Source organism: Massilimicrobiota sp. mt181 (assembly GCF_055420065.1).
On sequence record NZ_JBVAYN010000010.1, the window covers coordinates 1 to 13,762 of the forward strand.

General features: G+C 30.5%; 12 protein-coding genes. 10 read left to right on the forward strand and 2 right to left on the reverse strand.

Annotated elements, in window-relative coordinates; translation table 11 throughout:
• Window positions 1-160: 160 nt before the first annotated feature.
• The gene (locus ACZYT4_RS07025; RefSeq protein WP_463783986.1) at window positions 161-481 is read right to left on the reverse strand and encodes a putative heavy metal-binding protein; all 321 of its coding nucleotides are present in this window, start codon (window positions 479-481) and stop codon (window positions 161-163) included.
• 124 nt (window positions 482-605) lie between these two features.
• Between ACZYT4_RS07025 and ychF the strand changes: the two genes are divergently transcribed.
• From ychF to ACZYT4_RS07075, 10 genes are all read left to right on the forward strand, one after another.
• Window positions 606-1,706, forward strand: coding sequence for a redox-regulated ATPase YchF (gene ychF / locus ACZYT4_RS07030; RefSeq protein WP_463783988.1), 1,101 nt, complete (start codon window positions 606-608; stop codon window positions 1,704-1,706).
• A complete protein-coding gene (gene srtB, locus ACZYT4_RS07035) occupies window positions 1,706-2,434 on the forward strand; it encodes a class B sortase (RefSeq protein WP_463783990.1) in 729 nt (242 codons plus the stop codon). Before ychF ends, srtB begins: the two co-directional genes overlap by 1 nt.
• A 166-nt stretch (window positions 2,435-2,600) precedes the next feature.
• A complete protein-coding gene (locus tag ACZYT4_RS07040; RefSeq protein WP_463783992.1) occupies window positions 2,601-4,604 on the forward strand; it encodes an AAA family ATPase in 2,004 nt (667 codons plus the stop codon).
• A gap of 85 nt (window positions 4,605-4,689) precedes the next feature.
• On the forward strand, window positions 4,690-5,808 hold the full coding sequence (locus ACZYT4_RS07045; RefSeq protein WP_463783993.1) for an SLC13 family permease: 1,119 nt from the start codon (window positions 4,690-4,692) through the stop codon (window positions 5,806-5,808).
• A gap of 37 nt (window positions 5,809-5,845) precedes the next feature.
• Window positions 5,846-6,265: a GNAT family N-acetyltransferase gene (locus ACZYT4_RS07050; protein WP_463783995.1), complete on the forward strand. Its 420-nt coding sequence runs from the start codon at window positions 5,846-5,848 to the stop codon at window positions 6,263-6,265.
• Between the two features lie 177 nt (window positions 6,266-6,442).
• Window positions 6,443-7,750 (forward strand): PTS sugar transporter subunit IIC, encoded by a 1,308-nt coding sequence (locus ACZYT4_RS07055; protein WP_463783997.1) that lies wholly within the window; start codon window positions 6,443-6,445, stop codon window positions 7,748-7,750.
• A 9-nt stretch (window positions 7,751-7,759) separates the two neighbouring features.
• Window positions 7,760-10,405, forward strand: coding sequence for a glycoside hydrolase family 38 N-terminal domain-containing protein (locus ACZYT4_RS07060; RefSeq protein WP_463783999.1), 2,646 nt, complete (start codon window positions 7,760-7,762; stop codon window positions 10,403-10,405).
• 65 nt (window positions 10,406-10,470) lie between these two features.
• Window positions 10,471-11,241 (forward strand): MurR/RpiR family transcriptional regulator, encoded by a 771-nt coding sequence (locus ACZYT4_RS07065; RefSeq protein WP_463784001.1) that lies wholly within the window; start codon window positions 10,471-10,473, stop codon window positions 11,239-11,241.
• The gene (ispD, locus tag ACZYT4_RS07070; RefSeq protein WP_463784003.1) at window positions 11,234-11,869 is read left to right on the forward strand and encodes a 2-C-methyl-D-erythritol 4-phosphate cytidylyltransferase; all 636 of its coding nucleotides are present in this window, start codon (window positions 11,234-11,236) and stop codon (window positions 11,867-11,869) included. Before ACZYT4_RS07065 ends, ispD begins: the two co-directional genes overlap by 8 nt.
• 31 nt (window positions 11,870-11,900) lie before the next feature.
• Complete coding sequence (locus tag ACZYT4_RS07075; protein ID WP_463784005.1) at window positions 11,901-13,031, forward strand: glycoside hydrolase family 10-like protein; 1,131 nt, start codon at window positions 11,901-11,903, stop codon at window positions 13,029-13,031.
• Window positions 13,032-13,071: 40 nt separating this feature from the next.
• Here ACZYT4_RS07075 and ACZYT4_RS07080 read toward each other — a convergent pair whose 3' ends face one another.
• A complete protein-coding gene (locus ACZYT4_RS07080) occupies window positions 13,072-13,674 on the reverse strand; it encodes a peptidoglycan recognition protein family protein (RefSeq protein WP_463784007.1) in 603 nt (200 codons plus the stop codon).
• Between the last annotated feature and the right edge of the window lie 88 nt (window positions 13,675-13,762).

Here is a 13,762-nt window from a genome sequence, read left to right on the forward strand (position 1 = left end):
GAGCAGGGAGAAATCCCTGCTTTACATATTTTTAAAGTAAATTTTAGATAATTTGACTTGTGGATTTAGCAAAATAAGATTATATTAGAATCGGTTATCAGAGTTTCTCTCCACATAATAAATTTCAATACTGATAACAAAGTGGGTTAACCACTTTTTTTTATTTAACGACAACTGCTGTTCCAGAGACAGTCACCATCAACATGCCATTATCTGCTCCTAAAACTTCATAATCCACATCAATTCCCACAACTGCGTTGGCCCCTTTTTGGATAGCACGTTCTTCTAGTTCACGAAGGGCATCTTCTCTCGCTTGTAAAAGTTCATTTTCATATGTTGAAGATCTTCCACCAAAAAAGTTAGATAAACCAGCTGTAAAGTCTTTTAAAAAGTTGACACCTGAAATGACTTCACCAAAGACAATTCCTTTATATTCAATAATTTCTTTACCTTCAATAGAAGGTGTTGTTGTGATAATCATCATATCTTCCTCCTTATCCATAGAGTATCACTATGTTTTGGAAAAGATGTGTATTTTATATATTAAGATTGCCTTTTTGATTATTTTTGGTTAAAATGGAATGGAGTTAAGGAGTGATGAAAAAATGGCATTAACAGCCGGGATTGTAGGACTTCCTAATGTAGGTAAGTCAACATTATTTAATGCAATAACAAACGCACAGGTCGAAGCTGCCAATTATCCATTTGCGACTATTGATCCTAATGTGGGAGTTGTAGAAGTACCTGATTATCGATTAGATGAACTAACAAAGATTTTTAATCCTAAAAAGACAATTCCAACGACATTTGAATTTACAGATATTGCAGGACTTGTTAAAGGGGCAAGCCGTGGCGAAGGTTTAGGAAATAAATTTTTAGCTAATATTCGTGAAACAGATGCAATTTGTGAAGTTGTTCGTTGTTTTAGAGATAAGGACATTACTCATGTTGATGGAGATGTGAATCCAGTTCGTGATGTTGAAACAATCAATTTAGAATTGATTTTTGCAGATTTAGAGACTGTGGAAAAGCGTATTGGAAAAATTGAAAAGAAAGCTAAATCTGGGGATAAAGAAGCAAAAGCTGAAATGGATGTTTTAACGCCATTAAAGGAAACTTTGGAAGCAGGAAAACCTGCAAGAGTGATGACTTTCTCTAAGGAAGAGATGGATATTGTCAAACAGTATACATTATTAACAATGAAGCCACTCATCTATGTGGCTAATCTTGGAGAAGAAGATTTAGAAAATCCAGATAGTAATCCTTATTATGTAGAACTTAAGGAATATGCTCAAAAAGAAAATTGTGATGTTGTACCAATCTGCGCCAAAATTGAAAGTGAACTTGTTGGACTTGATAAAGAGGAAAAACAAATGTTCTTAGATGATTTAGGTATTGATGAAAGTGGTTTGGATAAGTTAATTAAAGAAGCTTATGCTTTGCTTGGTTTAAATACTTTCTTTACTGTTGGTGCTGATGAAGTCAGAGCATGGACTTTTAAAAAGGGAATGTTAGCACCAGAAATGGCTGGTATTATTCATACAGATTTCCAAAAAGGATTTATCAAAGCAGAAACATATAGTTTTGATGATTTAATGGAATATGGGAGTGAACATGCTTTAAGAGAGGCTGGAAAAATTCGTCAGGAAGGAAAACAATATGTAGGGCATGATGGTGATATTATGTTCTTCAAGTTTAATGTTTAATGAAAAAGAATATTAGAAGATTATTACTTTTTGTATGTGTCTGTGTTTTTCTGTTTTCAGCTTTTCAATTAGGAAAAATCTTTTATAATTATTATACAATTGAAAAAGAAAGTGAAGAACTTATTACAAAATATGTTGAAGAACCTGAAGAAGAGGTTGAAGATCCTCTTCATCGTGTGATTAACTTTACAGAACTTCAAAACATTAATTCTGATGTGATTGGATGGTTATATATTCCGGGGACTCAAATAGATGAGCCTATATTAAAAGGCGAGAATAATGATACTTATTTGCGTACGGACTTATATATGAAATCTAATACAGCGGGTAATTTATTTATTGATGAAATAAATTCAAGAGATTTTAGTGATGATAATACTATCATATATGGACATAATATGAAGAATGGCTCACGTTTTCATGATTTAAGATATTTTGTAGAAAAAGACTATTTTGATGAACATCAAAATATTTATATCTATTTACCTGATGGAAGTATTAATGTTTATCAGGCTGTCGCTTCAACAATTATTGAAGCAACAAGTGATTTATATCAAAAAGGTATAGATTATTCTTCTTATATGAATCAGGTCAAAAGTCAAGCTTCTGTTTATCAGAATGTAAGTGAAGAACAGACGAATATGATTATGTTAAGTACTTGTTATAGTGGGACTGAAAACCGATATGTTGTTTATGGACAGCTAAGAGAAAATGTCAAAAGTGAATAGTGTTGATAAAGAATTATGACAAATGAATTGTTGTAATTCTTTTTTTGATGAAGATAAAGATTGAGTATATTGGTAAATAATGCAAATCAATAATTTGATTAAATATAAAGAAAACGTTAATAATTTCAAATAGAGTTCATATGATAGAAAGGAAAAGAGGTGTCATATGCTTACACAATTTCATGAGCAAGCGCAAAAAGCGATTGTCATAGCTGAAAGTATAGCGTTTGATTTAGGTCATAGCAATGTAGGAAGTGAACATCTTTTATTATCATTGTTAAAAATGAAGGATATCCCTTTAACAAAGATGTTGAAAACATATCAGGTTGATGATGAAGTCATATATAAAGATATTGTAAGGTTGTTTGGTGAGAAGGATATTCAACCTTTTTATATGGAATATAGTGATGTTGTCAAAAAAATTTTAAATGATGCGATGACATTGGCACATCAAAAAAAGGAAGCCAAAGTGACATTAAATACATTATGTATGGCTTTGTTATCACAACAGGAGAGTGTAGCTGTAGAATTATTAAATAAATATCATGTTTCTTTTGATGAAATCAAAAAGACTTTAGATGAAGAAAAATCTTTACTCAATGAATTAGATAAAATTCATGAATTAGTGAATTTTAATAAGCTTGTGCAAAAAGAAAATCGTTTGATGATTGGAAGAGAACAAGAGTTAGAACAATTATTTCTAACCCTTTGTAAAAAAGAGAAAAATAATGTTTTATTAATAGGAAAGGCTGGTGTAGGAAAAACAGCTTTGGTAGAAAAGCTGGCATACAAAATTAATCATAAGGAAGTGCCTCAGCTTTTACAAAATAAAGTGATTTATGAATTGAGCTTATCAGGTATTGTAGCAGGAACAAAATATCGTGGTGAATTTGAAGAGAAGTTTAAAAAAATTATAGATCAGGTTATTCAGGCTAAGGATGCTATATTATTTATTGATGAGATTCATAATTTAATTGGTGCTGGAGGAGCAGAAGGAGCCATTGATGCTTCTAATATCTTAAAACCATTTTTAGCAAGAAAAGATCTCACTCTTATTGGAGCAACAACGATTGAGGAATATTATAAATATTTTGAAAAAGATCAGGCTATGAATAGACGCTTTTCCATTATTAAACTTAATGAAAATACAAAAGATGAAACGAAAGATATTTTATTAGGTTTAAAAAAACAGTACGAGAACTATCATCATATTCAAATACCAGATGAACGTATTGAAGATATTATTAATTATTGTGAGCAATATCTTCTCACACGTGTTTTCCCAGATAAAGCAATAGATGTTTTAGATCTGGCCTGTGTGAAAGCCACCTTTCAGCATAGTGAAATATTACAAAAAGAACATATAGAAAAAGTCATTGAAGAGATTTCAGGGACAAGTTTGAAACAGCCATCGTATGATGAACTGGAAAACGAATTCAATCAGCACATTATCGGTCAAAAGGCAGCTATTCATCAGCTTGTGGAATCGCTTGAATCATTATCCCAATATCCACATGCTCATAAACCTAGAGGTGTTTATTTATTGACAGGACCAAGTGGTGTGGGAAAAACAGAAACGGCAAAACTGTTAGCAAAAATTATGCATAAGCATTTTATTAAGCTGGATATGTCAGAATATAGCGATATGACAAGCGTAAATAAACTCATTGGTTCATCACCAGGATATGTAGGCTATGACCAGCAATCTTCTTTATTTCATGACATGATATTATATCCAGATAGTGTTTTATTATTAGATGAGATTGAAAAATCGCATCCTCAAGTTATGCATTTATTTTTACAAGTTTTTGATGAAGGCATACTTAAAGATAATCACCATCATATCATTTCTTTTAAAGATACAATTATCATGATGACTTCAAATGTGACAAGACAAAATCAATCCGTTGTTGGATTCAAAAAGAAACTATCATCGCATCAATATCTTGAAGATTATTTTTCTAAAGAGTTTTTAAATCGCATAGATGAAATCATAGAATATCAGACATTACAAAAACAACATCTCCAACAAATCTTATTTAACCAAACACCTGTTCCTTTAACCAACAGCATGGTTGAAGATATTTTAAAAGATTATGATACAAAACAAGGTGCGAGAACTTTGTTGAAGGAAATGAAAAAATATCTGGTTTCTAAAAATCGATCATAGTGCCATTGAATTGGCACTTTTTGTATGAAAAGAGATTGATACTTGTAACATTTATGTTAAAATAGGATTTCATGAGGTGAGATTGATGAAGAAAATATGGGGAATCATCAAAAAAGATACAGTATTAATGATTGCATGGATTTTGGCTATTCTATCATGCTTTTTTGTTAAACCATCTTTATCTTATTTAGGATATATTGATTATACAACACTGGCATTATTATTTTGTTTGATGGTCATTGTGAATGGTTTACAAAATATTAAACTCTTCGAACAGATGGCTATCTTTTTTATGAAGAAAATGAAATCGACAAGACAGTTAGATATGTTATTGGTAGGATTATGTTTCTTCTTAAGTATGTTTATTACTAATGATGTTGCACTTATTACTTTTGTGCCATTAACAATAGTCGTTTTAAAAAAATTAAACATGGAAGAAAGAGTGGTACATATTGTTGTTTTACAGACATTAGCAGCCAATTTAGGAAGTATGTGTACACCTATTGGAAATCCACAAAACCTTTTCTTATATACTTATTTTGATATGTCTTTGCTTGATTTTATCATAACGATTTTACCATTTGTTGTTATATCGTTGATACTGTTACTGATACATATTATAAAAGACTCTAATCAACACATAGAGGCACCCAAGATTTATCAAAAAGAAGATACCAATATAACTTATTTATGGATATATTTATTTTTATTTGTTTTATGTTTATTGAGTGTTTTACATTTTTTAAATATTTTTTATTTGTTGCCGATTATATGTATTGTATGTGCTTTTATAGACAAAAAGACAATATTAAAAGTAGATTACTTATTATTATTAACATTTGTTGGTTTCTTCATTTTTATAGGCAACTTAAAGAATATAGAAATGATAGCCCAATTTTTAAATCAGATTGTGAACGGTTATGAAATAATCGTCAGTGTGATTTGTTCACAAGCATTTTCCAATGTACCAACAGCCATCTTATTATCAGGCTTTACAGAAAATGTTTATGATTTATTGATTGGTGTGAATATTGGTGGTTTAGGAACTTTGATTGCTTCTATGGCTTCATTAATATCATATAAATATATTGCACGTATTTATCCTGAATATAAAACATCTTATTTTACTGAGTTTACTCAGAAAAATTGTATTTATCTCATTATTTTAGTTATCATGGCTATGGTTTTGAAGGTGTTCTTATAAGATTTTATTGAAAATAAGTAAAAAGGAGATATGAACAATGATCATATATGAAGAGAATACATTAAATATTGAAGATATCAAAACGATAAGAGAAAGTGTGCACTGGAAAATGTTTACAGATCAGCAACTACAACAGGCTTTAAATATGACAGTTTATAGTATTGTTGTTAAAGAGTGTGAACAACCTATTGCGATGGGAAGATTGATAGGTGATGGTATTTACTATCTGATTTGTGATGTGGCTGTGATTCCGTCTTATCAAAAACAAGGTATTGGAACAAGAATCATTCAACAGATGATAGAATATGTTTATCGTCATTTACAAAGTGATGAACGTTGCTCAATTCAGTTAATTGCTGCAAAAGGAAAAGAAGAGTTTTATGAAAGCTTAGGCTTTGTGAAGATTCCTAATGATTTATCAGGACATGGTATGCAAATGTTTATAAAGAAAAAATAATACATTGATAGAAATGGAAATCAATAGCTGATTCATGTTGGTATTTGAAAGAACTCATATAAGAAATGTTGATATGAGTTCTTTTTTTGATGAAAGAGTAAAATTTTTACTCTTTCTGTAATGGTAAAGACTTTTCTTGTTATTTATAATGAAAAAGTCAATAGGAGGAGGAAAAATATGAATAAATTTATGAATGTGTTAGAAAAATATTTAACACCATTTTCACAAATGGTTGCGAGTAATCATTTGTTACAATCTATTAAAGATGCATTTATTTTAGGAATTCCCTTTACAGTAGTGGGTTCAATCTGTGGCTTAATCAAATCACAATTAGAATATTGGTTAACACAGGCGGGAGTTTCCTTAGATGGATTCTTAGGAAGTCTTATTAATGTCTTAGGAAATGTCGGAACAGTAGCAATGGGATTAATGGGAATTGTTATTGTATTATCTTCAGCATATTTCTATGCTCAAAGATTAAGAGAAAAGAATAATAAAGTTGTTCCGTTAATGACTTCTTTATTAGCATTAGTTTCTTATTTTGCGACAATCCCTTGGGAAGTTATGGGAGAAAGTGAAACTTTATCAGGATTCGCTTTAAATTACTTTAACTATGAAGGAATGTTTACAGGTTTATTAATTGGTTTATCAACAGCATGGCTTTATTCAAAACTTGTTCAATCTAAATTTACAATTAAATTACCTGATTCAGTACCAACAGGAGTATTAAATTCATTTTTAGCTTTAATTCCAATTTCAATTATTTTAATTATTTTCTCAATTGTTAAAGAAATTGTTGTATTATGTGGTTTTACATCATTACAGGCAGTTATTGCACAATTTATTGTGACACCATTATCTAATGTGGGAACAGGACTACCTGCAATTATTATTGTTATTTTATTGATGCAATTATTATGGTTCTTTGGATTACATGGTTTTTCAATTATTTGGGGAGTTGTTTCATCTATCTGGTTACCATTATTTATGGAACAAATTGATACTTTTGCGAAAACACAAAGTTTTGATTCAATCACACAAGTGGCTCCAAATACAATTACGAATATTTATGCAATGTTAGGTGGATCAGGATCAACATTAGCATTAATTGTTGTTTTATTGATTTTAGCACCTAAAAAATCAGCAGAAAAAGAAATTGCAAAAATGTCATTAGTTCCTGGTATTTTTAATATTAATGAACCAATTATTTTTGGATTACCAATTGTCTTAAATCCAATGATGTTTATACCATTTGTATTTATACCAGTTGTGAATGCAGTTATTGCTTACTTTGCAGTTAGTATGCATTTTGTTAATCCAATGGTTGTTTTGAATTCAGGGCAAGAGCCTATCTTCTTTAATGCATGGGTACTTGGTGCCTTTACATTAAGTCCAGTTATTTTAATGATGATTTTATTTGTTATTGATATGGTATTATATGCACCATTTGCAAAGATGGTTATCAAACAAAATCAAAAAGGGTAGGGGATTTGATTGAAAAAAGTACATTTTATTTCTCATACTCATTGGGATAGAGAATGGTTAAGATCATCAGATGCTTCAAGAATCAAATTAACTTATTTGTTTGAACAGCTTATATCTATTATGGAAAATAATCCAGATTATAAATATTTTACTTTTGATGGACAGACAGCAGCTTTAGAAGATTTTCTAGAGCTGCGTCCTGATAGAAAACCTTATATTCAAAAGTATGTGTCTCAGGGACGCTTGTTTATTGGCCCATGGTATACACAGCCAGATATGTTTTTGGCTAGTGGAGAATCATTAATAAGAAATCTTTTGATAGGTAGTCGTATTGCTGAAAGTATGGGACATTGTATGAATGTCGGATGGATTCCAGATGCTTTTGGACAAATTGAAAAAACACCTCAATTATTTCATAAATTTGGGTTTGATGGTATTTTTGCATGGCGTGGATTTGATTACGAAAATATTAATGATAGCATTTTTAAGTGGCAGGCACCTAATGGTGATACACTTTTAACTGTACATTTTCCATTAGGATATGGATATTATCGTTATTTACCTTTAGATGCCCAAAAAGCATATGAAGATATCTGTGAGACTATTGATAAAACAAAAGATAGATTTAAAGATGAGCAGATTCTATTTATGGGAGGAAGTGATTATGCTGTTCCTAAAAACCATATACCTCAAGCCATTGAATCGATTCGTCAGCAACTTCATGAAGATGGATATGATATTGAAATGTCAAATCCAGAAAAATATATGCAGGAAGTCAAAGCATCTTTAAATAAAAATCAAAGAAATGTTCAAGTTTATCAAGGAGAAGCGAGATCTGCTGCTTTAGGGCGTATTCATGCTGGTATTTCTTCAACGAGAATAGATATTAAAAATGCTATGAAATACTATGAAAATATGCTGGCAACAGTGATTGAACCTTGGAGTGTTTGTACATCTTATTTAGGTGGTCAAAATTATCAGGAATTAATGACATATTTTTGGAAAATTATTTTCAAAAATCAATTCCATGATTCCGCTTATTCGTCATCACCAGATACAATTAATCAAACTGTTGAAAATCGTTTATTGAATTTAAGACATGGATTAAATGAACTTTTATGGATGAATCTAAGATATTTAAGAGATCATGTTGATTTTTCTTCGTTAAAAGAAGATGAAGAAGCATTGATTTTATATAATCCTTTACCATATAAAAGAGACGACAGTATATTTGTGAGTATGATTTTAAAATCAAAAGATTTTGTTTTATATGATGAACAAGGACAAGTTATACCTTATGTGATTCATCAAACACATGAAAAAATTAATCAGGAAATTGAAACATATAATGGTATTGTTAATTTTCATGATGGTGGGGAAGTTTTAGAAGGTACAAAGTATACTGTACAAATCGAATTGGATGCTGCATTATTACCGCCGATGGGTTATAAAATTTTAAAATTAACATATCAAACACTTCAAAAAGAAGCTATTCAAACAGATTTACAGCATCAAAACAATACTTTTGAAAATGAATATCTACAAGTATCTATTAATTCACAAGGACATATTGATGTTTATGATAAAGTGAATCAAATAAATTATCAAGATGTTCTTTATTTCATAGAAAATGGAGATGATGGGGATGAATATAATTACTCACCACCATATCAAGATATTGTGATTGATACAAGAAATTTAAAACCTGATATTCAATGTATTGAAGATAATGAAATAGAAGTGGCTTATCGTCTTTCTTATTTATTAGAAACACCAAAGGAATGTCAGAATCATTATCGTAGTCAAGAAACAGTACAATCTGCTTTTTCTGTGATAATTTCATTAAAAAAGCATTCTCAGCAAATAGATGTAAAAACAATTATTGATAACCAGGCAAAAGATCACCGTCTTAGAGCGATGATTAGAGATATTGATAGCCAAGCATATAACCAATCACAAGATCATTTTGGTTATACTATCAGACATAATCAGATATTAAATCAGGTAGGTCTAGAAAACGGTGCAACAGAAGAAGTTTTACCTTTATATACAATGCAAAAGTTTGTACGACTTGTTGATTCCTCATTAGCATTGATCACAAAAGGAGCTTGTGAATATGAGATTATTGACGATCAACAAATTGCATTAACATTGTTAAGAAGTGTTGGTAAATTTGGTAAAGCTGATTTAAAAATCCGTCCTGGAAGATCATCTGGTTATCGTTTAGATGCACCTAGTTCACAAATATTGAAGAGAGTTGAAAATGAATTTGCATTAGCATTCCAAATCGTGGATGAAGGTGATTTATATAGAAGAACACAAATATATAATTCACCAGTACAATTCAGACATGTGAATCATTTAGAATCTCATTCTGGGCATCTGAAATGGGAAGAAAGCTTTTTTGAAGTGCATCAACATGTAGAAATGATGGCTATGAAAAAAAGTGAAGATGGACAATATAATGTTGTAAGACTACTGAATGGTTCTTCTCAAGATGTCAGTGATATCGTTTTAAGAGTACCATCACAGGTTCAAACATGTTATTTATCTAATGTGAAAGAAGAAAAAATCAAAAAACTAGAAATTCATCAGCATTGCATTACAATTCCATATATTTCATCACAAGATTTTATAACATTATTATACAAGTAAACAGGGATAATTCTTCCCTGTTTTTCTATTATCTGTTACAATATTACATAATGTGGGGTGAGAATATGGCTTTGTTAGATCAATTTATGAAAAATGTAGATGTTTTAAGTGATATAGAAAACCAGTGTTTTCAAGAAATACTAAAAATGGATTTAGATAAGAAAACAATTACAATTCAATATTTAGCCGATATGTTAAATGTATCTACAACAACAATTTATCGAATGGTTAAAAAACTAGGATATCCGTCTTTTAAAGAATTTAGTTATGATTTAGTCTATCATAAAAGAAAATCATTTATTCATAATCAATCCATAGATAACATTGAAGAACAGATGAAAGAACAATTTTTAGAAACTTTAAATTACTTAAAAAATATTGACTTGTTACCACTATTACAATGTATAGATCAAAGTCATTCTCTTTTGATTGCATCAAGCGGTTTGAATAATAATATCGCAAAAATTTTAGCAACCAAATTAAGCTTAATGGGTAAAAAAGTCAGTTTTCCAGAAGATCCCTGGATTGCTTTTTTAGAAGCAAGTCAATTAAGTTCAAATGATCTTTTAATTGCTTTTTCTAGAGATGGAAATACACAACAGATTTTAGATATCATAAAAAATGCAAAAGTGAGTCATGGGAAAGTGTTACTGATAACACAAGGACAAAAAAGTCAAATGAAGAATTTAGCGGACTATGTCTTAATGTGTGCTTCTGAAGAAGAGGAAGGTTATAATTTAGACACAAGATTGCAGATGCATATTTGTATCAATTATTTAATGAAAAAAATGTTGGATTATAAAAATCATCATGAAAGGGTGAAGGAAAATGTATAGTGTTATTGTTTTATGTGCTGGAAAAGGAAAAAGAACAGGGTTAAATTATAATAAAATGTTATATGCCTTTCATGGAAAAACTGTTTATGAGATGACTTTAGAAATATTTATAGAAGATTCACGTTGTCAACAGATAATTGTTGTGACAAGACCTGAAGAAAGAGAAGAATTTAAACAACTTTGCAGTGATCAACGCATAGAATTTGTTGATGGGGGAAAAGAAAGACAAGATAGTGTTTTTGCAGGACTACAGCGTGTGACATGTGAAAATGTTTTGATTCATGATGGAGCAAGGCCATATTTAAAAAAGCAACAGATTGATGATTTACTGACATGTTTAAAAACGCATTCAGCATGTCTGCTAATGGTTCCATGTAAAGATACGATTAAAAGAGTTGTTGATGGTGTTGTTGTAGAAACATTAAATAGGCAGGAACTTATGCAGGCACAGACACCACAGGCTTTTCATACAGAGCTAATCTTAAATGCTTATACCAAAGCTATACAAGAGCATTATTTAGCGACTGATGATGCTCAAATGGTAGAACAATTTACCAATCAAAAAGTTTATGTTGTTTTAGGAGATTATGAAAACATAAAAATTACGACAGCAGAGGATTTAAAATAATATTTTTGAATATAATCAATGGGGTGGTTTCATGAAAAAGAAAAAGCATAGTTTCATTGTGATTCTTATTTTATTATGTATATGCCTTCTCATTTATATATTTCTTCCACATCCCCCATGTTCTTTATCATCATTTGATAAAAGAGCTGTCTGGTTTTCGTATGGAAACTTAGAAAAATTTTCATACGAGTCAAAAGAAGCCTTTCAAGAAGATTTTAAACAGGCCATAGAAAATGTAAAAACATATAAAATCAATACAATTATTGTTCAAGCTCGTGCTTTTAGTGATGCTTTGTATGAATCAGAACTCTTTCCTCTTTCAAGAGTCATTACACATCAGGAATCATTATCTTTTGATCCTTTAGAAGTGATGGTAGAAATTGCACATCAACAAGGTATGTCTATTGAAGCATGGGTTAATCCTTATCGTATTTCTTTAAATCAGGAAAGCTTTGAGCAGTTTTTGAATGATTCACCACATCATGCATGGTTAGAAGATTCTACCCAAACAATTGGATATGCCACATATCAATATATCTTAAATCCAGGAAGTCAATCTGTGAGAGATTATATTGTGGATGGTGTTGAGGAAATTGTTCAAAATTATGATGTTGATGGCATTCAATTTGATGATTATTTTTATGTGCCAGGGACACATGATGGCACAACGCAAAATCAGCGTTTAGATAATGTCAATATGTTAATTCAAGATGTTTATCAAAGTATTAAGGCTATTGATGAAAATGTTGTCTTTGGCATTAGTCCTCAAGGGAATTATGAAAATTGTTTAAGTGATGGAGCGGATATTGATACATGGCTCAAAGAAGAAGGATTCATAGACTATCTGATGCCACAAATTTATTGGAGTGATCAGTATGGAGAGGATCAAAAAACAACGATGTTTACTGATCGTTGTAAGCAATTTGCTGATTTGCCAAGAAGACAGGGTGTGATGTTATATGCCGGGTTGGCTTTATATCGTGCTGGAGATGTTGTTGATGAGGATTATGGCTGGGCACAAAGAAGTGATAATATTTCTTCACAAATTCAGCTTTTATATGAAAATGGATATAAAGGATTTTCTTTATTTCATTATGATTCACTATTGAGTGAAGCAGGACAAAAGGAGCTAGAAGAAATGCTAAAAGGGCATACCCCATAAAAAAGAATTCAAAAAGAGATATTCTCTTCATGAATTCTTTTTATAATGTATTTAAAAACTCCTGCCATTTATCTTCATGATCGACAAAATACTTAGGGCATATTTTACCAGTAATGTCATAATGTCTTATCACATCGTTGCTTGTAAGATGATAAGTATTCATAAGTGAACGTACAAGAATTTGCAAGGATTGATAAGTTTCTTCATTGAATTGACCACTTTCATCAGGATGGCAACATTCAATAGCAATGGTATCTCGATTACGATTATTAGAAGCGTAAGCCACTTCATTCAAAGGAATACATTGAATCACTTCACCATTTAAGCCAATAATGAAATGACTTGAAGCAGAAGTTGTTTTTGTGTTTTTAAGATTTTCAAAGTAATCTCTATTATTTTGAGCGGTAGAGCCTGGGTTAGCAGTATAATGAATAACGATGCCATTGACTCTTCGTAATGTTTTTCCACTACGTGAATAAGGATTGACAGTTAAAAACTGATGTTGGATTGAAAGATTATCAACTTGATATTCTTCAATATCATTATAGGATGTAGATACATAAAAAGATCCTATTCCAACAGCCAATAGAATGATGAGCATAAAAATAAAGGGTTTCTTTTTTAATTGTCTTCGTTTTCTCATTTTCGTCACCTCGTATTCACATTATGCCATTATAACATATCAAATGTATAAATAATTTCTTAATATTTCATAAATTTATCAAAAATGT